At 59.9% G+C, this 22081-nt stretch carries 20 protein-coding genes; 10 read left to right on the top strand and 10 right to left on the bottom strand.

The window, feature by feature from the left end; all coding sequences use genetic code 11:
* The first annotated feature begins 14 nt into the window (after positions 1 to 14).
* From J8C06_RS09785 to J8C06_RS09800, 5 genes are all read left to right on the top strand, one after another.
* Positions 15 to 524, top strand: a complete 510-nt coding sequence (locus tag J8C06_RS09785; RefSeq protein ID WP_211428514.1) for an asparaginase domain-containing protein — start codon at positions 15 to 17, stop codon at positions 522 to 524.
* Positions 521 to 652 carry a hypothetical protein gene (locus J8C06_RS15310; RefSeq protein WP_281423820.1) on the top strand — a complete coding sequence of 44 codons (132 nt, stop codon included), beginning with the start codon at positions 521 to 523 and terminating at the stop codon, positions 650 to 652. The genes J8C06_RS09785 and J8C06_RS15310 overlap by 4 nt, the downstream gene beginning before the upstream one ends.
* A complete protein-coding gene (locus J8C06_RS09790; RefSeq protein WP_211428515.1) occupies positions 649 to 2484 on the top strand; it encodes an ABC transporter ATP-binding protein in 1836 nt (611 codons plus the stop codon). Before J8C06_RS15310 ends, J8C06_RS09790 begins: the two co-directional genes overlap by 4 nt.
* Before the next feature lie 17 nt (positions 2485 to 2501).
* A complete protein-coding gene (murJ, locus tag J8C06_RS09795; RefSeq protein WP_211428516.1) occupies positions 2502 to 4085 on the top strand; it encodes a murein biosynthesis integral membrane protein MurJ in 1584 nt (527 codons plus the stop codon).
* A gap of 94 nt (positions 4086 to 4179) precedes the next feature.
* On the top strand, positions 4180 to 5847 hold the full coding sequence (locus tag J8C06_RS09800; RefSeq protein ID WP_211428517.1) for a formate--tetrahydrofolate ligase: 1668 nt from the start codon (positions 4180 to 4182) through the stop codon (positions 5845 to 5847).
* A 121-nt stretch (positions 5848 to 5968) separates the two neighbouring features.
* Here J8C06_RS09800 and J8C06_RS09805 read toward each other — a convergent pair whose 3' ends face one another.
* From J8C06_RS09805 to J8C06_RS09815, 3 genes are all read right to left on the bottom strand, one after another.
* Positions 5969 to 6604 (bottom strand): hypothetical protein, encoded by a 636-nt coding sequence (locus tag J8C06_RS09805; protein WP_211428518.1) that lies wholly within the window; start codon positions 6602 to 6604, stop codon positions 5969 to 5971.
* A 165-nt stretch (positions 6605 to 6769) separates the two neighbouring features.
* Positions 6770 to 7645 carry a hypothetical protein gene (locus tag J8C06_RS09810; RefSeq protein ID WP_211428519.1) on the bottom strand — a complete coding sequence of 292 codons (876 nt, stop codon included), beginning with the start codon at positions 7643 to 7645 and terminating at the stop codon, positions 6770 to 6772.
* A 34-nt stretch (positions 7646 to 7679) separates the two neighbouring features.
* Positions 7680 to 9692, bottom strand: a complete 2013-nt coding sequence (locus J8C06_RS09815; protein ID WP_211428520.1) for an arginine--tRNA ligase — start codon at positions 9690 to 9692, stop codon at positions 7680 to 7682.
* A gap of 213 nt (positions 9693 to 9905) precedes the next feature.
* On the opposite strand from J8C06_RS09815, the gene J8C06_RS09820 reads away from it, so the two are divergent.
* Together J8C06_RS09820 and J8C06_RS09825 are read left to right on the top strand one after the other, a co-directional pair.
* Positions 9906 to 10589 (top strand): peptidylprolyl isomerase, encoded by a 684-nt coding sequence (locus J8C06_RS09820; protein WP_211428521.1) that lies wholly within the window; start codon positions 9906 to 9908, stop codon positions 10587 to 10589.
* A gap of 129 nt (positions 10590 to 10718) precedes the next feature.
* Complete coding sequence (locus J8C06_RS09825; protein WP_211428522.1) at positions 10719 to 12182, top strand: M16 family metallopeptidase; 1464 nt, start codon at positions 10719 to 10721, stop codon at positions 12180 to 12182.
* Here J8C06_RS09825 and J8C06_RS09830 read toward each other — a convergent pair.
* From J8C06_RS09830 to J8C06_RS09845, 4 genes are all read right to left on the bottom strand, one after another.
* The gene (locus J8C06_RS09830) at positions 12176 to 12823 is read right to left on the bottom strand and encodes a riboflavin synthase (RefSeq protein WP_211428523.1); all 648 of its coding nucleotides are present in this window, start codon (positions 12821 to 12823) and stop codon (positions 12176 to 12178) included. The genes J8C06_RS09825 and J8C06_RS09830 overlap by 7 nt on opposite strands.
* 8 nt (positions 12824 to 12831) lie before the next feature.
* Positions 12832 to 13410 (bottom strand): thioredoxin family protein, encoded by a 579-nt coding sequence (locus J8C06_RS09835; protein WP_211428524.1) that lies wholly within the window; start codon positions 13408 to 13410, stop codon positions 12832 to 12834.
* A gap of 96 nt (positions 13411 to 13506) precedes the next feature.
* Positions 13507 to 14103 (bottom strand): ankyrin repeat domain-containing protein, encoded by a 597-nt coding sequence (locus tag J8C06_RS09840; RefSeq protein ID WP_211428525.1) that lies wholly within the window; start codon positions 14101 to 14103, stop codon positions 13507 to 13509.
* An 83-nt stretch (positions 14104 to 14186) separates the two neighbouring features.
* Entirely contained in the window at positions 14187 to 15731 is a 1545-nt protein-coding gene (locus J8C06_RS09845) for a catalase (protein WP_211428526.1), read from the bottom strand.
* 648 nt (positions 15732 to 16379) lie between these two features.
* On the opposite strand from J8C06_RS09845, the gene J8C06_RS09850 reads away from it, so the two are divergent.
* Both J8C06_RS09850 and J8C06_RS09855 read left to right on the top strand, forming a co-directional pair.
* Positions 16380 to 17102 (top strand): formylglycine-generating enzyme family protein, encoded by a 723-nt coding sequence (locus J8C06_RS09850; RefSeq protein WP_211428527.1) that lies wholly within the window; start codon positions 16380 to 16382, stop codon positions 17100 to 17102.
* Between the two features lie 227 nt (positions 17103 to 17329).
* Complete coding sequence (locus J8C06_RS09855; RefSeq protein ID WP_211428528.1) at positions 17330 to 17536, top strand: hypothetical protein; 207 nt, start codon at positions 17330 to 17332, stop codon at positions 17534 to 17536.
* A 43-nt stretch (positions 17537 to 17579) separates the two neighbouring features.
* Here J8C06_RS09855 and J8C06_RS09860 read toward each other — a convergent pair whose 3' ends face one another.
* Both J8C06_RS09860 and larC read right to left on the bottom strand, forming a co-directional pair.
* Positions 17580 to 18293, bottom strand: coding sequence for an inorganic pyrophosphatase (locus J8C06_RS09860; RefSeq protein WP_211428529.1), 714 nt, complete (start codon positions 18291 to 18293; stop codon positions 17580 to 17582).
* Between the two features lie 117 nt (positions 18294 to 18410).
* Positions 18411 to 19679, bottom strand: coding sequence for a nickel pincer cofactor biosynthesis protein LarC (gene larC, locus J8C06_RS09865; protein WP_211428530.1), 1269 nt, complete (start codon positions 19677 to 19679; stop codon positions 18411 to 18413).
* A gap of 128 nt (positions 19680 to 19807) precedes the next feature.
* Between larC and J8C06_RS09870 the strand changes: the two genes are divergently transcribed.
* Positions 19808 to 21265, top strand: coding sequence for a trypsin-like peptidase domain-containing protein (locus J8C06_RS09870; protein WP_211428531.1), 1458 nt, complete (start codon positions 19808 to 19810; stop codon positions 21263 to 21265).
* Here the strand turns inward: J8C06_RS09870 and J8C06_RS09875 are convergent.
* Positions 21248 to 22021 (bottom strand): glycerophosphodiester phosphodiesterase, encoded by a 774-nt coding sequence (locus J8C06_RS09875; protein WP_211428532.1) that lies wholly within the window; start codon positions 22019 to 22021, stop codon positions 21248 to 21250. The two genes, J8C06_RS09870 and J8C06_RS09875, sit on opposite strands and share 18 nt — an antisense overlap.
* Positions 22022 to 22081: the final 60 nt, after the last annotated feature.

A 22081-nucleotide genomic window follows, 5' to 3' on the forward strand; every position in this document is an offset into this window, starting at 1 on the left:
CCTGGTGGTTGCTTATGTCGCCGACCTCTTCGCCAGTTCGTATCCTTTTGACCGGTGGCACGCTCGACAAGGTCTATGACGAGCGAACCGGCAATCTGGTCTTTTCCAGGACGCACCTGTTCGACATGCTCGACCAGGCGCGATGCTATCTGGTGAACATCACAATCGAGCCGGTGATGCTCAAGGATAGCCTCGATATGACCGAGGCCGACCGCGCGGCCATTCGCGCCGCCGCGCAGCGGTCGCCTGAAACCCGCCTCCTCATCACGCATGGCACGGATACCATGACCGAAACCGCCCATGACCTGGCCAACCACGTGACCGACAAGACGGTGGTGTTCGTCGGCGCGATGATTCCGTACTCGTTTGGCGGCTCGGACGCCCTGTTCAACCTTGGCTTTGCGTTGGCATCCGCCCGGGTCCTACCGCCCGGCGTTTACGTTGCGATGAACGGCACGGTTTTTGACTGGCACAACGTGCGCAAAAACCGGGAGCGCGGCCGCTTTGAACCGCTTCACCCATGAAGCGCATCCACCACCCTGACTGGCGACAGTCGCGTGTCACGGGAACCGTTCTCGGCTATAAACACCCTTTCGCGCTGGCTTACCAAGTCGGCGCTACCTTTGGGCGACTTCACCGCACCTGTCCATGACTGCTTCCACCCAAACGACGGCCCTCGTGTCGTCGCGGCCGGACTCCCAAACCACCAGCCCAACCGTCCAACCCCTACCAACGCCTTGGCAACGCTTGCTGGGCTTCTGTGCGCCCTACTGGACGAGCTTTTTGCTTGGCGGACTGCTCATTCTGGCCAGCGCCTACGTGAACCTGCTGTCGCCGCAGGTCATTCGGACGGCCGTGGACGACCTCCGAACCGGCGTCACGCAGCAGAAGGTAGCCCGCTATGCGTTACTCGTGATTGGCATCGCGGCCGTTCGCGGGCTGTTTTTGTTTTGGCAACGGCGCATTCTCATCAATCGCTCACGCGACATCGAATACGACCTCCGCAACGCTTTTTACGCCCACCTGCAACGGCAGCCGCCGGCCTTCTTCCACCGACAACGGATCGGCGATCTGATGTCACGCGCCACGAACGACATCGGCGCGGTGCGCATGCTGATCGGGCCGGCGGTGCTCTACGGACTCAACACGCTGTTCACCGTCGCGCTGGTTCTGCCGGCCATGGTGGCCGTCAATGCAACGCTCACGGCGTTTGCGCTCATCACCTTGCCACTGGCGGCGGCGGCCACGAAGTATTTCGGCGCGCGCATTCACGAGCGTTCGGAGGAGATTCAGGCATACTTTGGGCTGGTCACGGCCAAGGCGCAGGAGAACTTTTCTGGCGTGCGCGTCGTGCGCGCCTTTGCCCAGGAAGCGGCTGAAGAAGCCGCCTTTGATGCGATGAACCGGGAGTTCGTTCGGCGCAACCTGCGGCTGGTGCGCTTGTCGGCGTTGTTTCGTCCGGTGCTCGACATTCTGTTTGGCCTCGGCCCGGCCATTGTCCTGTGGTATGGCGGCCGGCTCGTGCTGCGTGGCGAGCTGACGCTCGGGCAGTTCGTGGAATTCAACCTCTACTTGACCATGCTGGTCTGGCCGATGATTGCCCTGGGGTGGGTCGTCAACTTGACGCAGCGTGGGCTGGCCAGCATGGGGCGGCTCTCGGCCATCCTTGACGAATCCCCGGCCATTGCCGACCCGGCGCACCTCCCCACGCTGCCGCCGATTGCAGGTGACATCGAGTTTCGCCATCTCACCTTTGCCTACGCTGGCGCAGGCAGCGCCGCGTCATCACCGGTGCTGCGGGATGTTTCGCTTCGGATTCCGTGCGGCACGACGCTGGCCATCATCGGGCCGACCGGGGCCGGAAAAAGCACCCTGGCCAACCTCATCCCGCGACTGCTCGACGCCCCCCCTGGAACGCTCTTCATTGATGGCCGTCCCATCCAGGACTATCCCCTCCAGCAACTTCGGTCGGCAATTGGCTATGCCCAGCAGGAAAGCTTTCTGTTTAGCGATACCATTGCGGCCAACATTGCGTTTGGGGTCGAAACCGCCACGCCGGAAGCCATCGCGCGGGTGGCCGAACAGGCCGGGCTGCGGCAGGATGTCGAACAGTTTCCCAAGGGCTTTGAAACCATCGTCGGAGAACGTGGCATCACGCTTTCCGGCGGCCAGAAACAACGTGCGGCACTGGCCCGGGCGCTGCTGCGCGATCCGCGGATCCTCATCCTGGACGATGCGCTGTCGGCAGTGGATACCGATACCGAAGCCCGTATCCTGGAACACCTGCGGCAGGTCATGCGTGGACGGACAACCATCCTCATCGCGCACCGGATTTCGACCGTCAAAGATGCCGATCACATCGTGTTTCTCGAAGATGGGCGGATTGTCGAGCAGGGAACCCATGCCCAACTGCTTGCCCTTGGCGGACGCTATGCCGCGCTTTACGAGCGGCAGAAGCTCGAAGCCGAGCTGGCGGCACTCTAACCGAGGAACGTCCACGCATGCCGATGCTCCCCAAGCTTCCGGCGTCCCTGCTCGTTGGACTGGGCATTCTCGCCAGCCGCCTGTCGGGGCTGATCCGCAATAAGGTTTTCGCCTATTACTTCGGCGACTCAGAGATTGCCGGGGTTTATCGCGCGGCGCAGCGGATTCCGAACGTCCTGCAAAACCTGCTCGGCGAAGGCGCGCTGTCGGCATCCTTCATTCCGGCTTACGCGCGGCTGCTGGCCGAAGGACGCGCGGACGATGCCGGACGCCTGGCCGGGGCCATCTTCGGGTTGCTCAGCCTGGCGGTCTCCGTCCTGGTTGCGGTTGGGATTGGACTTGCGCCCTGGCTGACGCGCGTGATTGCGCCGGGGTTCACCGGCGAACACTACGTGCTGACAGTCCGGTTGGTGCGGATTTTCTTCCCCGGCATCGGGATTCTGGTGCTTTCGGCCTGGTGTCTGGGCATCCTCAACAGCCACCGGCGCTTTTTGTTGCCATATGCCGCGCCGGTGGCGCTCAACGCAGTCGTGGTCGTCACGCTGCTCGTCTTTGGCGGACAACCGCTCGACCGACTCGTCGTCTGGACGACTTGGGGCGCGGTCGTTGGTAGTCTGGTGATGTTTGGCATTCAACTGCCGACGGTTTGGCGTGTCGCGTCACCGTTGCGCCTGAGCTGGCGCGTTGATGGCGCTCCAACCCGCGAAGTCATCCGCAACTTCTTCCCGGCACTGGTCAGTCGCGGGGTAGCGCAAATCAGCAGTTACCTGGACAACCTCCTGGCCAGCTTGGTTTCTCCAAGCGCGGTTGGCGTATTGGGCTACGCGCAGGATGTTTACATGCTCCCGGTCAGCCTGTTTGGTATCGCCATTTCGGCCGCGGAGCTTCCGGCGCTGGCCAGCGCCACCGGCGCGCGCGAAACCGTTGCCGCCCAGATGCGCGACCGGCTCACCCGCGCCATCGGCCAGATGTCCTTTTTCGTCATCCCGTCGAGCGTGGCGTTTGTGGCGCTGGGCGGGAGTATCGTCGGTGTTTTGTACCGGGGCGGCCGCTTCGATGACCGGGCGGCAACCGCCGTCTGGCTCACGCTGGCCGCCGCGACGATTGGGCTGCGGGCTGCGACGCAGGCGCGACTCTATGCTTCGGGATTCTACGCGCTGGGCGATACCCGGACGCCGCTGCGTTATGCGCTGCTCCGGGTTGGGCTGGCGGCCGGCGGTGGCGCGCTGGCAGCGCTTTACGTCCCGACGTGGTTAGGCTGGCCGCCAATGTGGGGCGTGGCCGGTTTGGCCGCGGCGTCGGGGGTCGCCGCCTGGGTTGAGTTTTTCTTCCTGCGCCGGGCGCTACAGGCCGAGATCGGGCAACTGGCTTCCCACCACCTTGAATCTGCCGGACTCTGGCTCTGTGCACTGTTGGCCGCTGCCGGTGCCTGGGCCGGACTGGGGCCGATGCGCAGCGTCTTTCCTTCCTGGCTGGCAGACCTAGGCGGACTGGCACTCTATGGAACGACCTACCTTGCCGCGGCAGTCATCCTGGGCCTGGCCCCGGTGGACATCCGCGCCCGGCTGCGGCGCTTGGGGCGACGGTCATCGGAGGAATAGACCGCCAAATTATCCCGGCTCTAGTTTTGCTCGGAGCGCCAGCTATGAGAACGTTGCACTGTTTTTTGAATCCTTGTTTCCCGATGTTTTCAGTATGTCTGACCTGACAATTGCCCGCTCGGTAAAACTGTCTCCCATCGTGGACGTGGCGGAACGCCTTGGCGTGTCGCCCGACGAGATTGAACCCTACGGTCGCTACGCGGCGAAACTGCCGCTGTGGTTGAGCGCTCCCGATGCCCCCCGCCGCGGCAAGCTCATCCTGGTTTCGGCAATGACGCCAACCCCGGCTGGCGAGGGCAAGACCACCGCCACGATTGGGCTGACGGATGCACTCAACCGGATTGGTCGCCGTGCCGTCGCGGTTCTGCGCGAACCATCCCTTGGGCCAGTTTTTGGGCTGAAGGGCGGCGCGACAGGTGGCGGGCGCGCGCAAGTCGCCCCAATGGACTTCATCAACTTGCACTTCACAGGCGATTTCGCGGCCGTGACGGCAGCGCACAACCTGCTGGCGGCGGTTGTGGACAACGACCTCCACCAGCGAAAATCCACCCACGGCCTCGACTTGACGAGTGTTCGCTGGAAGCGCGTCCTCGATGTCAATGACCGCGCCCTGCGGCAGATTGTCGTTGGTCTGGGTGGACGCACCAATGGGCTTCCCCGCGAATCCGGCTTCGACATTACCGCCGCCTCGGAAGTCATGGCGGCAATGTGCCTGTGCGACTCGCTGGCCCACTTGAAGGAAAAACTTGGTGGCATTTTCGTTGGGCGCACCCAGGACAAGCGCCCGCTGTATGCGCGCGATTTCAACGTCCACGGGGCAATGACGGCGCTGCTCAGGGACGCGCTCAAGCCAAACTTGGCGCAGACGCTCGAAGGCAATCCGGCCATCATTCACCTTGGACCCTTTGCCAACATTGCGCAGGGAACAAACTCGGTGATCGCCACGCGGGCGGGTTTGCGCCTGAGCGACTATGTCGTGACCGAAGCCGGCTTTGGGTTCGACTTGGGTGGGGAAAAGTTCCTGCACATCAAGTGCCGGACATCCGGCCTCGCGCCGGCCGTCGTCGTTCTGGTGGCTACCGTTCGGGGGCTGAAATATCAAGGCGGCGCAGCGCTCGAAGCCCTGCATGAGCCTGATCTGGCGGCCCTGGAACGTGGCTTCGACAACCTTGAAAAGCACCTGGAAAACGTTCGCCGGTTTGGACTGGAGCCGGTCGTGGCAATCAATCGCTTCACCAGTGACACCAGTGCGGAACTGGATTGGGTTCAGGCGCGTTGCACGGCTATGGGGACTGCCTCGGCGATTTCGGAGGCCTGGGCCTACGGCGGCGCGGGCGCGGAAACGCTGGCTCACGAGGTCGTCGCGGCGGTTGAGCGCGCAACCGGTCACTGGCAACCGCTTTACGCGCTTACCGACCCCATCGAGCGCAAAATCGAAACCGTGGCAACGCACATCTACGGCGCGAGCGATGTCCGGTTTCTGTCCAAGGCACGCGCTGACCTCCGCTTGATTGCTGAACTTGGACTGACGCAACTCCCCATCTGCATAGCCAAAACTCAAAAGTCGTTTTCAGACGATCCGACCCGACTGGGACGCCCACGGGATTTCACGTTGACCATTCGGGAAGTCGAAATTGCTGCCGGGGCGGGTTTTGTCATTCCGATTGCCGGTGATTTGGTACGCATGCCTGGATTGCCGGCCGTTCCGGCTTCCGAGCGGATTGACATTGACGCCGAAGGCAACATTACGGGGCTGTCGTAGGCCACGGTGGGAGCGATGACCGGCACAGCAGCGCAAGTACCAGGCGAACGTGTGAACAATGTGTGAAAAGGGAGGAACGCCGAGCATTCCTCCGCCAAAGCTTATCAGGCCTGGTAGTGTGTCATCGTGGCAACTTGATCATTTTAGCCGTGAAGCTACCCTTGATGCTTTTCTTTCCATCGGTGACATCAATTTCACCGGAAACATCTTCGCCGGCGACAGCGCTAATTTTGACCGATCCCGTCATCTTGCCCGAATCGAGGGACGTCAGAGTCTTTTTTGATTGCTGATAGCTGTGAAATCCCAAGCCATAGTCACGGGTCACAGAAAACTGGAAAGGACCTGCGCCAGCGGTTGCCATCGGATAAACACCGGGGGCAAGGGGGGTCCCGGCCGGCTCATTTTCCTTGCCAATCAGTTCAAATACCACGAGGTAGCCGTCTGACGTAGGAGCTTCCCGCAGAGATAGTTGTCCCCGCTCTGGGTTCAAGTTGTAATCGGCCAGATGGAAGGCATAGGAAGAAGCTTTTTTGGTTTCCGTATTTTTGGAAAGCCCGATTGTGGATGGGTAAATGTAGCCAGATTTGAGGGCAACAGGCTGTGACTTGCCGTCAACAGTAAGAACAAGCTCCTGCGCTTTGCTGCCACAGGCGATGCTGGATGCCACGACCAACATCAACATCAGTCCGAATGAGCGCACTTGCGGAGCGGAATAACAACTTAGCAGACAGCGCGTCTGACGCAACATGACAAACATCGAAGCAATCTCCCAACGGGTTAGGTGTGTGGAAGCAGCGCTTGATGAGAGTCACCGCTCGCCACAGAGGGGGGCGTCAGTGGCGAAAACATTTTGACGGTCTGGCAGCACGTTACCACGTCAAGGCCAGATTTTCTTGTGGTTGTGTTTTTTGTGGTCGTGTTTTTAGGCTGGCTCCGGCAGCCACAGTACGCCTTTGCGCAGAACCGTGATCTGACTCGGTTGCAGACCGATTTCAAAGGCGTCGCAGGCCGCCGCCGATTCCAGGCAGCGCGTACACAACGCATTCAACTGGCGGCGCACATCGGCTTCGATATGCAGCAGCGTCTCGTGTAGATCGGGATCGCTGATGACGCCACTCAGCGGCTGGTTGTCATCGGCCGCAACGATCAGCCGTTCCCCACTGGAGAAAAGCGCTTCGAGGCGGGTAATCGAAGAGAAAAACTCCTGCCGCCGGTCGGTCAGAATCTCATTGAGCTTGGCTTCTGGGAGGTTCTGCCCAAGGCCCTTGCGCTCCGCTGCGGCCTGCACTTGCAAAAGCTTCAGGTTGACCCGCGCCGTGAGCGCCGCCAACTCGTCCTCGATGCTCTCCGCCGCCGACTCCGCCAGCCGATTGACAAAGCTTTCCCGGCTCTCACCCACGTCAGAAAAAGCATCGAAGTTCTGGTTGAACCACAACCGCAGCTTTTCCCGACGCGACAGCCAGTTCACCAACTCTTCGACGTGGTGGGTCAGCACAGCCGCACCGAGCAGGTAGTCTTGCGTTCGGTGCGGTAAGTCACGCGGCGGGGATTTCCACAACTGCGCGTCCGTCAAGCCAGACGGATCAAGCGGCGGGGACTCCCAATCGGGCGGACCTTCGCCACGGGCGGCCCAGGCTAGAAAGCGTCGCTCATCCGTGTGCTTGATCCGCGCCCGCAAGCTGTGAAACTTCAGACTACATTCCACGAACCACGCCGGACGGTAGCCTGATGACGTATCCGGCACCGGCGCAAGCCAGTACTGCGGCACATCCAGTGTTGGCGGGGGCAAGGTTGTCATGGCAGAGATACAGAGACGCAGGGCGCAAAGGGGGTCACATGCGCTCCGGGGCTTCGATGCCAAGGACGGCCAAAGACGCCCGAAGCCGGTTTTCCACCAGCCCCACCAGCGCAATCAGAAACGTCCGCCGGACATCGTCCGACTCATGGCGGATGTTGTGCCGATTGTAAAACGTGCTGAACATTTGCGCGAGCTGAAAAGCGTACTTTGCCACGACCGCGGGTTCGAGCGATTCGCGCGCTTCATCCAACACCGTGTCATAACGCAGGAGCGTTACCGTCAGCGCCCAAAACTCGTTGGCGCGGTTGCCTTCGTCTTGAAGCCAAGTGGCAAGCCGTGGAAGGTGGTCACGGAGGATGCCGGCCGGGGCCGGGCAGTCCAGCCCAGCCTCGCGCAGCTTGCGGCGGATGCTGGCCATGCGCACCAGTGAGTAGAGCAAATAGACGCCGGTTTCCCCCTGTTCGGCCAGAGCATCGGCAAAATCAAAGGCAATGAGTGTCGTTCGCGCAAACTTGAGTAGAAAGTACCGAACCGCAGCGACGGCAACTTGGTGGGCAATCGTCCGTTGCTCGGCTTCAGGCAGGTCTGGCTGGCTGGCTTGCACATGGGCCAAGGCTTTGCTTTCCAGGCGATCCAGCAACTCGTCGGCCTTCACGCCCAGCCCCTTGCGTCCGCTCATCGAAACGAACGGCCGGCGGCGGTCTTCTTCAGAGAGGGTGAAGCCAAGTTCAAGGCAGCTCGCCGGGGTCAGCGCCACCTTTTCATAGGCGACATGGGCGCTGGCGGCAACGCGGTCACGGACATCGTCCGGGGCTACGGCCAACACACCGCGCTTGACAAACTCCTGGGCATAGCTCTGCCCCACGTCAATGACGTTCAAGTAAGCCACGCCCCGCCCAAACGACGGCGGCGATGGTTGCGCGGCCGGTGGGGTGGCACTTCCCATCCATACGGTGTGCCCATCCGGGTAGCCATAAAACGCGCGGTAATGGAAGTCGCGGTCGAGAACGCCCAACTTCCACAGATGGTAAGCAATGTCCTTGCCGGTGTAATTCACTGTGCCGTTCGAGCGGACAAGAATCTTGTCAGCGTCATGCTCATCATCCGGCGCGGCGGTTGCGCCTTGCTCGGCACGCATCACCCAGCATCCGGCGCGGCGACCTTCGGCTTCATAGACAATGGCACCGGAGGACTGGAGCCGTTCAAACGCATCGGCCCAGAAATCCAGGCGCAAAACGGCGCTTTCACAGGGCAAGACATCGTACTGAATGCCCAACCGCTCCATCGTGATCAAGTGACAGCGGACAATCCGCTCGGCGACGTGTGCGGCAAGCGCCGCCGTCTCGCCCTCGTGCCGCTCGATGGCGTGCAGGGTTTCTGCCCGCAGGCGCAATCGCGTTTCATCCGCGGCGTACCACGCGCCGACGCGGGCGTAGAGGTCCCAGCAGTAGTCATCGAATTTGCCGTCAATCGCCGCGACTTCATCTAGCGATTTCCCTTCAATGTGTTTGAACCCAACGACCACATCCGCCACTTGAACGCCGGTGTCGTCAATGTAGTTGTGGATTTCGACCGTCTCGCCCGTTGCGCGCAGCAAGCGCACCAAAGCGTCACCCAGGACGGCATTGCGCAGGTGCCCGATATGGGCGGCTTTGTTTGGATTGACGCTGGTGTGTTCAACAATCAGCTTGCCGCCAAAGCGCGGCGCCAGCCGAGCCGCCGGGGCTTCGAGTGCGTTGAGAAAAGCATCGGCCCGGTTGAGAAAGAGGTTGACATAACCGGCCCCGGCCACCTCGATGCGCTCAAACACGGATAGTTCAGACCCCAGCTCGGTCGCCAGCGCCTGGGCAATATCGCGCGGCGCGTGTTTTTCGCCGGTCGCTGCCTTGAGCCGCTTGGCAACTTCAAAGGCAACCGGCGTGGCAAGGTCACCCAAGCTTACGTTCGGTGGGAATTCAACCGCCACATCGGCCAAGGCCAGACCAAACCGGCGCTCGACCAAGGCTTTGACCGTTTGGCGAACAGTTTCTCTCAGTTGGTAAAACATCGTTGTGATGGATCGTAGGCAAGATTCAGCGTGAAAACCTACCACTCCGGCCCCAGGTCGGCGCAAGTCGGGGTCGTTTGACCACCAGCAGCAAGCCTCGTTCCGCGCCTAGTTGAAAAACGAACGCTCGCGTCCCAAACTTGGCCGACACCATAACGAATCATGACCGGCTTGGTCAGCCGAGCTGGCAGAACGGCAAGGAAGGTGACTGTCATGATGCGGCAGGCAATCGTATGGACACTGCTTATGAGTGGTTGGTTGGTGTGTGGCGACCGGTTGACAGCCCAGCAACGCCGTCCAGCACCCCGGACGACGCCGGCGCGTCCGGCCGTTCCACCTCAACCGCAGCCATCCACGCCAAAACCGAGTCGCGCCGAACAGCTCTCGATTGAGGAACTCAAGGCCACGCGGGCCGTCATCGAGTCGGCAGCGGGCAACATCGTGCTGGAATTTTTTCCGGAGCGAGCGCCCAATCATGTCCGCAACTTTCTCCGATTGGCAGAACAAGGTTACTACGACGGCACGGAATTCAACCGTATCGTGAAGGATTTCGTCATTCAGGGGGGTGATCCGGCCAAGTGGCCGGCAGATAGTCCCAATCGCAAGCTGCGCTTCGATACGTCGCCACTCAAGGCGGAATTCAACGAAACGCCACACGACAAAGGAATCCTGTCAATGGCCCATGGCAAGGACCCGGACAGCGCGACAACGCATTATTTCATCTGCCTGCGGCGGGCGGAGTCGCTCGACGGCAAGTACACGGCGTTTGGGCGCGTCGTCGAAGGGCTGGAAGTCGTGGACAAAATCGCCGAAACACCAATTCAGCCGGGCGCGGAGGACAAGCCGGCCGAGCGGGTCGAAGTCCGAACGATTCGGGTCATCTATCCAAAGCCTTAGTTGTGCCAAACCACGCTGCAACCGGTCTGCCACGCGCCGTATGGACGCGGCCGACACTCACCCGCCAAGCTCGCTTGGCTGTACGTTCCTGTCCCATTGTTAGTCCCACCAAACTTGAGGTCTCTTGTCATGCGTCACTGCTGGTTGGCCGGTTGGCTATTGATTTGGTTTTCCGCTTCGGGTTGGGCCTTGCCACCCGGCGCGCGCGGCCCAGCTTTTCAGAAGCCGCAGCCGCCACGCCTCGAACCGCTGGCCGAGCGGGTGTCAAGCGAGTACGCGCAACTCTTCAACCGGCGGCTGGCCAACGGTTTGGAGGTTATCGTGTACGAAGATCATGCCGTGCCACTGGTGACGATTGAACTCGCCTGCCGCAACGGTTCTTACACCGAACCGCCGGAACTCAATGGCTTGTCACACCTCTACGAACACATGTTTTTCAAGGCGAATCGCGCGGTCAAAAATCAGGAAGCCTACCTGCGGACGATTGGCGAACTGGGCATCGTTTACAACGGCACGACGCAAACCGAACTGGTCAACTACTACTTCACCACGCTGAGCCGAAACCTTCCGACGGCGCTGCGCTTCATGCGCGACGCCGCCCTGTACCCGGCCTTCGATGAAGAGGAGTTTGCGCGTGAAAAGGAAGTTGTCTTGGGCGAAATTGACCGCAATGAGTCGAACCCCTACTACTACCTCTCGACCGAAATGACCCAGCGGTTGTTCGCCAAGTATCCAAGCCGAAAGAACCCGCTCGGCACACGCGCCACCGTGGCAGCGGCAACGACCGACCAGATGCGGCTTATTCAACAGCGGTACTACCTTCCAAACAATGCTGCGGTGCTTGTAGCCGGGGACGTACAACCTGAAGAAGTCTTTCGTTTGGTGGCGATGTACTTTGGCGAATGGCCGCGCGGCAACGACCCGTTCAAGAAGTACCCGCCGGTTGAACATCCGCCACTCGAAAGAAGCGAAGGCGTCATCGTCACCCAACCGGTGCAAAGTGTGACGGTACAGATTGGTTGGCACGGACCATCAATTGGTAAAGATGACGCCGCTACGTACGCGGCTGATGTGTTTTCATTCATCCTACGCCAGCCCAATTCCCGTTTTCAGCGCGCGCTCGTGGACAGCGGACTCGCCACCGGCGTGGATTTGATCTACATCACCCAGCGCAACGTTGGGCCGATCACGCTGACATTACAGACCACGCCGGAAAAAGCGCGGGCAGCGCTCAAAGCCGTCCACGCTGAAGTCGCGCGATTTGCCGATCCCGACTACTTCACGGATGAAGAACTCGCCATTGCCAAGACCTTGCTCGAAGCCGACGACCTATTTTCCCGTGAGAAGGTGAGCGAGCATGTGCATTCGCTGAGCTTCTGGTGGGCTTCGACCGGACTGGATTACTTCCGCGGCTACCTGCCGACGCTCCGCCAGACGTCACGCGCTGACATTCAGCGTTACTTGCGCCGCTATGTCATCGGGCAGCCGCATATCACGGTGGCCATGCTGTCGTCAGACGCACAGGCAAGCCTGAAGTTGACGGACGCCGAACTGATTGGCGCGGCGCCGGTGGCACCCGCTTCTGGTCAATAGCCGAGCGCCCGCAGGCGTTCGGCAGTGAGCGGCGGCGTGGCGGCTGACGGTGACGGCGCTTGCAACAGACGCTCAACGTACTTAGCCAGCACATCGGCTTCGAGATTGACCGCTGCGCCCGGCTTAAGCTTAGGCAGCGTCGTCCAGTTGAGCGTGGCGGGAATGACCGCCACCTCAAACCAGTCTTCGCCAAGCGTCGCCACTGTCAAGCTCACGCCGTCCACGGCAATGCTGCCCTTGCGAACCAGGTAACGCCCAATGTCCGGTGGAAAACCGAAGCGCATCGTGACGGCATTCCCAAGTGGGCGACGGGCGAGAAAGTGACCGACGGCATCCACATGGCCCTGGACGATATGACCGCCGAGCCGCGCGCCGACGGCCAGGGCGCGCTCCAGGTTCACGTCATCTCCGGTCTTGCGTTCGGCCAGGTTTGACACCCGGAGCGTTTCTTCCGAAACATCTACCGTGAAGCTCCTAGCGGTCAGTGCCGTGACGGTCAGGCACACGCCGTTGACGGCGATGCTGTCGCCCAGCTTGGTGTTTTCCAAAACGACCTGCGCGCCCACCGTCAGCGCGCCGCCGGTTGAGCGCCGGTCAAGTCGTTCTAAACGGCCGACCTCTTCGATGATGCCGGTAAACATAGCGCAGGCTAGGCGTACGCGGGCGCATTGCCCGGTCGCCACTTGATGTTGCACCCAATGCTGGGCTTTTGCTCGCCGAGGGGAGGTTCGCCGGCCAATGCTGCGTCCAATGCGCGCCGAAGATCGCTCCCCGTGACCGGAACACCATTGCCGGGACGGCTATCGTCCATCTGCCCACGGTAAACCAGCGCGCGCGCACGATCATAGACGAAGAAATCCGGCGTGCAGGCCGCTTGAAAAGCCTTGGCAACTTCTTGGGACTCGTCATACCCATAAGGAAATTGGAAGCCCAACTCCCGCGCCATGGCGCGAAGCGACTCCGGCGCATCGTCCGGGTAAGCGGCAGCATCGTTTGAACTGATGGCCAGAACGCCGACACCCCGCGCCAAGTATTCATTGGCCAGCGCCGTGAGTGCTTTTTCGACATGCTTGACGTATGGGCAGTGCCGACAAATGAACATCACCAGCAATACTGGACGGTCAGCAAATGTTGCCAGTGAGATGGCGCGTCCGGTTGTGACATCGGTCAGGGTAAAATCCGGCGCTGGCGTGCCCAGCGCCAGCATGGTTGATGGCGTGAGTGCCATAGGTTAGCTCCTTGCCCGCGACAGTTCTTTTCTCGGCTATTTCTACGCTGAATTGACGTGGCTGGCAACGGACGGACGCTCTGGCAAGTGGCCGCTTCATGGCGCGCCATAGCGACGCAACAACGCCACCATGTCGTCGTGGCCCTGCCCCAGCGCCAACGTGAGTGCCGTTTGTCCGTTCTTGTCAGCCAGGTTGACCGTTGCCCCTTTTTCAAGCAGCAGTTCGGCGATGGGCAGCCGATTGAACAGCGCGGCAAACATGAGCGCCGTAGCATCATTGGCATTGACGGCATTGACCTCTGCGCCGTGTGCCAGTAGTTCCTGGGCGATGCCAAGATGCCCCTTGAAGCCGGCGGCCATCAGCACGGTATTGCCGAGCTTGTCGGCGGCATTGGGGTTGGCTTTGTGCTTGAGCAGAAACGTGACCAAGTCGGCGTGGCCGTAGTATGCCGCCAGAATGAGCGGAGTTGAGCCGCGCGCGTCAGTTTGCTCGATGTCGGCCCCGGCTTCGAGCAACGCCGCCACGGCCGGCACATCGCCCGCGCGCGCGGCATCAAGGAGCGTCGGCGGTTGTGGTTGCTGACCGAGCGCCAGAGCCGACAGGCCAAAGCATAGGCAAGCGACGACGACCAAGGCGCGGCATCCTGCCAGGGACGGCTGCCCACGGCGCGTTTTGACCAGTCTGAACACCATATCGAAACCTCCTCACTTGAAGTAGCGCCGTCGTAAACGGTGGCAGGTCAGTGGCGACCTGCCACCACCGGATGACGACCCGACTACTGGAGCGTTTGGGCTACCGCCTTCACGTCCGCCAGCGGCAACCCAAGGGCTTGGGCAAGGCGCGTGCCGTAGTCCTGGTCAGCCCGGTAAAAGTGGCTCACCATTTTGATCTGGATGTCCCGGTTGCGAACCTGCTTGAGATCGCCAGACAAATTCGCAATCAAGCTGGCGCGCTCGGCTTCACTGAAGGAGCGATAGAGGTCGCCAGCCTGCGCAAAGTCGTTCCGCTTTGAGATGGTACGCTGTTGGGTCGTTCCCGCCAACGGCATCGGTGTGCTGGTGTATCCAGCCTTGGCCCGGTAAGGCGCAACGGCGTCGCTGGCATGGTAGTTCGTGTCCGACGCCGTCCGTCGGGCGCTGAGTGCGCCGTCCTGATTGAAGTTGTTGACCCGCACGACCGGACGGTTGACATCAAGCTGCTGGAAGTTCGCGCCCAGCCGATGCCGCTGGGTGTCGAAGTATGAAAACAACCGGCCCTGCAGCAGGCGGTCTTCGCTCGGTTCAATGCCCGGAACCAAGTTACCCGGCGAAAACGCTGATTGCTCCGACGCTTCAAAGAAGTTTTCCGGCACGCGGTTGAGCGTCATTTTGCCAACCGTCATCGCCGGGACAAGGTGTTCCGGCCAGACCTTGGTGGCATCCAGTGGGTTGAAGTCAAACTTGTCAAAGTCTTTTGGGTCAAGCACCTGAACTTGCAACTCCCACGCCGGGAAGTTTCCCCGCTTGATGTTTTCGTAAAGGTCCACCGTGGCATGGGAGAACTCATCAGCTTGGATGCGCCGCGCTTCTTCTGCGGTCAGGTTGCGGACGCCCTGAAGTGACTTCCAGGTGTACTTGACGTACCTGACCTCGCCACGCGCATTGACCCACTTGAACGCATGGACGCCAAAGCCGTTGGTTTCACGGTAGTTGGCCGGGATGCCGTAGTCCGAAAAAAGAAACGTCAACATGTGGGTGGATTCCGGCGTGTGGGCAAAAAACTCAAAGAAACGATTTGGGTCTTGCCGGTTGGTGATGGGGGATGGCTTCAGTGAATGCACCATGTCCGGGAATTGCATGGCATCCCGGATGAAAAACACCGGCAGGTTATTGCCGACGATGTCGTAGTTCCCTTCTTCGGTGTAGAACTTCACGGCAAATCCCCGTGGATCACGCAGGGTTTCTGGTGAGCCGCTGGGATGAATGACCGTCGAGAAGCGCAGAAACACCGGCGTTTTCTTGCCCTTTTGACTAAGAAATGCCGCGCGTGTCAGCGCCGAGTAGTCACCATAGCTGACGAATTCGCCGTAGGCGCCGGCGCCGCGCGCATGAACGACCCGTTCTGGGATGCGCTCGCGGTCAAAAGCGGCCAGCTTCTCAATCAAGTGAATGTCTTGGAGTAAGACGGGGCCGTTTTCACCGGCGGTTTGCGAGTTTTTGTTATCACCAACGGGCGCACCGTTGTTGAGGGTGAGCGGCTGTTGTGCCCAGGTGGTCATTGTCAAAACAACAACGGCTGCCAGGGCAAGTCCATAGGGTCGAGTACGTCTGAGATTGGCCATTGCCATAACCTCCCTTTGTGAGTTGAAGGCATTTGGTGCGGACGGCATGCCTGGGTTGAGTTCGATTTTCCATTCATATCTAGATCAAGTCTTGAATTGGTTTGCATCTAAACTCTGAATCAGAAAACTCCCAACCCATAGCAACGCTGGCTACACAGGTTGCTCAACCAGCAAGCCCACATTGACCGATAGGCTTGCGTTGGCGCTAGCTGAGGTTTCCTAGACTAAGTCTAAACTTGAAAAGCGTCAAGATAAATTACTCGACGACACCAGCTCTCACTGGCAGCGGCCCCTACATCGCCAACCTCCGACTTTTTCCCGTAGCAGGTGTTATCTGTAACACCGTGTTAAGGGTTCTCCTGTTTTATGGAATGTCTAACCAGCAAAAGCTTAAACAAAAGCTCAAAACGATAACCTGTAACGAAGCTCGCTCACCCCCAAGCCAGAATAGTCAGCCACCCTACTTGGCAAAGTGGTGGCTAAGTAGGTCGTGACAAAGGGGAGATTAAGCCGATGTTGAGGAAATTGGCTGGAACAACACATCAGATGTGGCTAGTCCTTGGCTGGAGTGCCCTACTCCTGTGCAGTTTGTGGACTTCAGGGTGTGACCGTGACGCGGCAAATCCTGGCAGCGGAGCAACCGGTGCCGTGCCGCGCGCCAAAAGCAAAGCGCAACTCGACCTGAGCAACCTGCCAAAGACCATGGCTGGTGTGGCTGGTATCGAGATGGTACTCATCCCGGCCGGCGAATTCACTATGGGTGAGGCTGGCGGTGAACTGGATGAGCAGCCAACGCACCGGGTTACGATTAGTCAGCCGTTTTACCTTGGCAAGTACGAAATCACGCAGGCCCAGTGGAAACAGATCATGGGCAATAATCCAAGTAAGTTTGTTGGCGATGACCTACCGGTGGACAGTGTTTCCTGGAGGGAGGTTCAAACTTTCATCCAGCGCTTGAACGACGCCGACGACCCATTTTTTTATCGCCTGCCAACCGAAGCAGAGTGGGAATACGCCTGTCGAGCCGGGACATCTGGCAAGTACGCCGGTGACTTGGCCGCCACCACTTGGTACTTTGATAACGCCAGCGGCAAGTCGCACCCAGTTGGACAAAAAGCCCCCAATGCCTTTGGCCTGTATGACATGCACGGCAATGTGCGTGAGTGGTGCCAGGATTGGTACGATGACCTGTACTATAAGAAAGCGCCATCCGATGATCCCACCGGGCCGGTCAACGGCACGTGGCGCGTCATTCGGGGTGGTTCCTACTTTGCCAATGTGGCGGCCTGTCGGTCGGCAGTGCGCTACAAGCTGGACCCGGAACTAAAACTTGACTCTGTTGGGTTTCGAGTGGCGGCCAGCGTCCGGTAGTTCAGTTACGATTGGTAAGCGTTGAGTCACTCTACATCCTCAATGAACCGTCGGCTGGTAGAATCGGCTGGTAGAAAAGGCGGCCGGCAGCGACACGTCCAAGTCGCAGCGAACGTCAAAGAAGCCAAAGCCGAAGATTACCGCCTTGGGTTGCGCTTTACGCCGGAGCTGAGGTCGTCAACAACCTGAAGGCCGAACGCGAGGGAAAGACTGCCGGGCAAATCATCATGACGACCGGCGATACGCCGGATGCCATTGCCAACTTCTATGAAAAGCAGCTCAAAGAAAATGGCTTCACCGTCGTGCGCACCGCTTCCGGCGAAGCCCAGTCGGTGAGTCCCCGCCGTCAATCAGGTGAGGGAGTCGCACTCTCCATCAACCCCAACCCGGAAACCAAGCAAACAACCGTTAGGCTGGCCTACACCACCCAGTAGTCTGCCTCACAACCACTCATCCAGCCGCAGTCCCCGCGCTTGCTCAGGCAGTCATGGCCTGCGTTTCAGATGACGGAGCCGCCAATGCCTGGTTGAGTAAGGTTTCAAACTGGCCGTATGACGCAAGGTAGTCTTCACGGCTGAGCTGAATGACACGGTGAGCCTCTGCCGCGTCATACACGTGGGTAATTTCGGTGCGCCGCTCGGCAGCACCGGGGATTTCCTTGTACGTTAAGAAATAGTGTCGCAGGCGCTCAACCAGATTTTTGGGACATTCACTAATGTCACGCCATTCGCCATAGACCTCATCGCTGCGCAGCACGGCAATGATTTTGTCGTCGGCTTCATTGCCATCAATCATGCGCAACCCGCCAATTGGGATGGCCTGCACCAGAATGTCACTGTGGTGGATTGGTTTTTCAGTCAGGACACAAATGTCGAGTGGGTCGCCATCCCCATCCAGCGCCGGCCGGCCGGTCCGTTCGGCGCAAAATGCACCAACCCGCGCGCCACAGTACGTTTGTGGAATCAGTCCATACAACGTCGGGCAGTGGTTTGAGTACTTCTGTGGACGATCAACTTTTAGGTGCCCGGTTGTTTTGTCGAGTTCATATTTGATGGCGTCAGTTGGTACGATTTCAATATAGGCGGTGACTTGGGCTGGGGCGTGCTCTCCAATCGAGACGCCATGCCAAGGGTGGGCTTTGAACAGCGTTTGCATCATCTTCCACAGAGCGGCTTCAAGTGTTTTATCCATCGTCATCGCATCCAGCTTTTAAAACGTTGACCTCATGCAGGGACAGCGGGAGTGACAGCCACCATACGACCCTGGTTGGCGACCAGCCCCGGTCAGCGTGAGTATCAGGAGACGTGCTTATTCTGCATTTACCGTTCGTTGCTTTTCGTACGCTTCACTTGCAGCCGCGTAGATCTGCCAGAGCGGTTGCCCAGTGGCCTCGGCTAAGTGGCGGCAGTCCTCATACTCTGGGCTGATTTTCTCTGTACCATCCGCCAGGGTGGCGACCTTGACCCGGACCTGGCCAACGGCTGTCGTCACCTGAACTTGGCGGCGGGGAAGCGTGTAACGCGCCGTCTGGCGCGTCCGAATCCCCAGGGTCGTTGTTTCCCGAAAGATGATTTCTGCCAACCGTGACTCATCTTCGGGACGACTCAGCACGGTCAGCAGCACGGCCGGTCGGTTTTTTTTCATGTGGATGGGTGTAAAGAAAACATCGAGCGCACCGGCCGCCAAAAGCTGTTCCATGACATAACCAAGTTGCTGGGGTGATTGGTCGTCCAGATTGGCTTCGAGCATTGAGATGACTTGTTGGGCTTCGCCCGCCGCGGATGCCGCTCCGCCCAGAAAAACCCGCAGAGCATTTGGCAGATGGTGCGTGTCGCGTGTGCCGGCCCCATAGCCGATATGGGTGACGGTAAACGTGGGCGCAGGCGTGTAGTGTTGACATAAGGTCGTGATGATGGCTGCGCCGGTCGGCGTCGTGAACTCCCCTTCGATGTCGCCCGCATACCAAGGAACACCTTTGAGCAGTTCAGCCGTGCCGGGCGCGGGAATGGGGTACTGTCCGTGCGCGCAAGCAATCAGCCCAAAACCGGTGCGCAAGGGGGCAGACGTGAAGTGTTCGACGCCAAGCTGCTCAAAGCAGAGACAGGCGCCCACGATGTCCACAATGGCATCCACCGCCCCAACTTCGTGAAAGTGAACAGCTTCCGGTGGAATGCCGTGAACCCGTCCCTCGACTTCGGCCAACCGCCAAAAGACGGCCTTGGCTCGGTCCTTGACGCGCGCACTCAAGTCCGCGGACTCAAGGATCGTCGCAATTTCCCGGAAACCACGCCCGTGGTGATCGTGACGGTGATCGTGGTGGGGCGCGTGGGATGGAGGCTGGGCGGCGGTCACCGTCACGTCAAACTTGGCACAGTCAATCGCTGCTCGTTTGACACGCTGAAGCGAAAGCGTATAGCCCTCCAGCCGAAGCGTTGCCAAGTCAGCCTGGAGCTGCTCAAAAGAAGCGCCGGCATCGAGGAGCGCGCCGATGATCATGTCGCCACTCGCGCCCGCAAACGCATCGAAATGTATGTGACTCGTCTGAATAATGCCCATCTGTGTCGTTCTCGCTTGCATGAGAGAAATCTGACGCCGCACCATGCGGTGCCAAGTCGTTGGGATGCAAGTCTGGTTTGAATCATTGACCTTGAACCCCTGACGGCCGTCACCGCCGACTTTCTGAAGGGCAATGGAGGGCAAGTGGCATGACACCAAGGGAACGAAGCGCGCGTTGGACCGGGTTGGGACTGGCATTGGCAGGCGCGGTTGGGCTAGGCGTTTTTTGGGGACAGCACCTCACCATTTCCCAAGCAACGCCAAATCCCACCACTGACGCCCTTAGTCTCGCGTTCAGTCAGGTTGCCCAAAATGCGCGACCTTCTGTGGTCAATATCCGCGCCGCCGGTCCAAGCCTAGCGCGCGGTATGGGCGGCGCGACCGGTTCAGGTTTCGTCATTGACCGCGATGGCCATGTCGTGACAAACCTGCACGTTGTGCAAAATGCTGCTCGGCTCACGGTTCGCCTGGCAGACGGCACGCAACTCCCAGCCCGGTTCGTCGCTGGCGATGCTGAAACCGACTTGGCCGTTTTGAAGCTGGTGGGTCGGATTAGCGTTCCACCCCTGGCGTTTGGTGATTCTGACGCCCTGCGCGTCGGTGAGTGGGTGGTGGCGATTGGGAGTCCGTTCGGACTCGACCAAACCGTGACAACCGGCGTCATCAGCGCCAAGGATCGCGTGACCGACCGCCGAAATAACCTTCAACAGTTTCTCCAAACAGACGCCGCCATCAATTTCGGCAACTCCGGCGGGCCACTGCTCAACCTGGCCGGTGAAGTCATTGGCGTCAACACCCAGATTGCCTCACGGGATGGAAGCTACAGCGGGATTGGATTTGCCCTTCCGTCCATCACTGTCCGCGAGGTTGCCCGGCAACTGATTGAGCGCGGCCAAGTTTCACGCAGCTTGCTTGGCGTGCAAGTGGACCGCGTCACGCCCCAGTTTGCGCGGATTTATGGACTGCCGGATGAACAGGGCGCGCTTATCCAGTATGTCGAGGAAGGCGGCGCTGCCTATGCCGCAGGGTTGCGGAGCGGCGATGTCGTCGTCGCATACGCCAACCGGCGCATCACGAGCGAGCGCGACCTCATTCGTGAACTGGCGGCGACGCCTGGCGACACAACTGTCGAAGTCCGGTACTTCCGCAATGGCAAGCCAGCCGCCGTCACGCTCCGCACTGAAGAGCGAACGTCATCTGCCATTCAGACCATGCGTCCGCGCTTTGAGCGGCGCGGGGGGCCGTCCAGTGATGCGTCGCCTGAAGAGCCAGAAACCACGCTCCGCCGGTTAGGGCTGAATGTCAGCGATGCCTCACCGCTCAAGCTCATGCAACTTGGTGTCAAGGACATCTATACCGGGCAGGCTGGGGCGCTCATCACGGAAGTCAGCCCGGTTGGGCTGGCGGCGGAAAACGGTTTGCAGGAAGGCATGCTCATCACCGCCGTAAACCGCCGGCCGGTTCGTACGGCAGACGATTTCCTGGGCGCGTTGGCCGCCCTGCGTCCCGGTGACGACCTCGTGCTGGCCGTCAGCCGTCCACTAGGGCGCGCGCCGCAAGGCGAACGACGCGCCGTTACAAACTTTTTTTCATTCACCCTGCCCTGACGAAGACGGCCGAGAAGCGTGCCACCGCGCTAGACGAGAGGGGTAGTCGGTCACGATACCATCCACGCCGCAGGCCACAACGCGCTCAACATCGTTTAGGTCGTTGACTGTCCAGGTGTTGACTTGAAGTCCTAAACGATGCGCCAGAGCAACGCGCGCGGCCGTCACCAAACTGTGGTGGGGATGCAGGGCACGGAGACGAAGCAAGCGTGTGACCGGAAGCCCACGTAGATACCACGGCGATTGCGGACGATACAGATAGGCTAGCGCGATGCGCGCGTCGCATTGTTGAACGCGCCACAGGACGAGCGGATTGAACGACGACACCAGGCAGCGTTCGTGTAAATCAAACCGCGCAATGAGTCGCGCCACGGCGCGTTCTTCACCACGACTACTGAAGTGGTCATTCTTGATTTCAACATTGATAACCTTATCAGTGGGAAGCTGCGCGAAGACTTCCTCGAGGGTTGGAATGCCCTCGCCCGCAAAGCGGGCGTCGTACCACTGACCAAAGTCAAAGGCGCGCAAGTCGTTTAGGGAAAGCTCGGCAACGCGCCCCACACCGGTTGATGTCCGATCAATGGTTTCATCATGGATGACGACCACTTCGCCCGAAGCGCAGCATTGCACATCGAGTTCGATACCATGCGCCCCGTCCGCAAAGGCTTGCTGGAAGGCGGCATGCGTGTTTTCCGGCGATGTCCCGGCGGCGCCCCGGTGTCCAAAGATGATGAGAGGTGGAACTTTCGGACACACCGGCGCAAAAACGTCGAAACCTAGTTGCCAGTTGAAACCAACGGGTGTATAACTTCGTTA

This window comes from Chloracidobacterium validum (genome assembly GCF_018304825.1).
In the GTDB taxonomy this organism is placed as follows: domain Bacteria; phylum Acidobacteriota; class Blastocatellia; order Chloracidobacteriales; family Chloracidobacteriaceae; genus Chloracidobacterium; species Chloracidobacterium validum.

Bases quoted from the DNA above. Each gene is read 5' to 3' on its own strand.
- larC (WP_211428530.1), bottom strand. From the start codon at position 19,679: ATGCAAGCGAGAACGACACAGATGGGCATTATTCAGACGAGTCACATA.
- J8C06_RS09805 (WP_211428518.1), bottom strand. From the start codon at position 6,604: ATGTTTGTCATGTTGCGTCAGACGCGCTGTCTGCTAAGTTGTTATTCC.
- murJ (WP_211428516.1), top strand. From the start codon at position 2,502: ATGCCGATGCTCCCCAAGCTTCCGGCGTCCCTGCTCGTTGGACTGGGC.
- J8C06_RS15310 (WP_281423820.1), top strand. From the start codon at position 521: ATGAAGCGCATCCACCACCCTGACTGGCGACAGTCGCGTGTCACGGGA.
- J8C06_RS09815 (WP_211428520.1), bottom strand. From the start codon at position 9,692: ATGTTTTACCAACTGAGAGAAACTGTTCGCCAAACGGTCAAAGCCTTG.
- J8C06_RS09835 (WP_211428524.1), bottom strand. From the start codon at position 13,410: ATGGCACTCACGCCATCAACCATGCTGGCGCTGGGCACGCCAGCGCCG.
- J8C06_RS09860 (WP_211428529.1), bottom strand. From the start codon at position 18,293: ATGGATAAAACACTTGAAGCCGCTCTGTGGAAGATGATGCAAACGCTG.
- J8C06_RS09840 (WP_211428525.1), bottom strand. From the start codon at position 14,103: ATGGTGTTCAGACTGGTCAAAACGCGCCGTGGGCAGCCGTCCCTGGCA.
- J8C06_RS09845 (WP_211428526.1), bottom strand. From the start codon at position 15,731: ATGGCCAATCTCAGACGTACTCGACCCTATGGACTTGCCCTGGCAGCC.
- J8C06_RS09855 (WP_211428528.1), top strand. From the start codon at position 17,330: ATGACGACCGGCGATACGCCGGATGCCATTGCCAACTTCTATGAAAAG.
- J8C06_RS09820 (WP_211428521.1), top strand. From the start codon at position 9,906: ATGATGCGGCAGGCAATCGTATGGACACTGCTTATGAGTGGTTGGTTG.
- J8C06_RS09825 (WP_211428522.1), top strand. From the start codon at position 10,719: ATGCGTCACTGCTGGTTGGCCGGTTGGCTATTGATTTGGTTTTCCGCT.
- J8C06_RS09790 (WP_211428515.1), top strand. From the start codon at position 649: ATGACTGCTTCCACCCAAACGACGGCCCTCGTGTCGTCGCGGCCGGAC.
- J8C06_RS09830 (WP_211428523.1), bottom strand. From the start codon at position 12,823: ATGTTTACCGGCATCATCGAAGAGGTCGGCCGTTTAGAACGACTTGAC.
- J8C06_RS09800 (WP_211428517.1), top strand. From the start codon at position 4,180: ATGTCTGACCTGACAATTGCCCGCTCGGTAAAACTGTCTCCCATCGTG.
- J8C06_RS09785 (WP_211428514.1), top strand. From the start codon at position 15: ATGTCGCCGACCTCTTCGCCAGTTCGTATCCTTTTGACCGGTGGCACG.
- J8C06_RS09810 (WP_211428519.1), bottom strand. From the start codon at position 7,645: ATGACAACCTTGCCCCCGCCAACACTGGATGTGCCGCAGTACTGGCTT.
- J8C06_RS09870 (WP_211428531.1), top strand. From the start codon at position 19,808: ATGACACCAAGGGAACGAAGCGCGCGTTGGACCGGGTTGGGACTGGCA.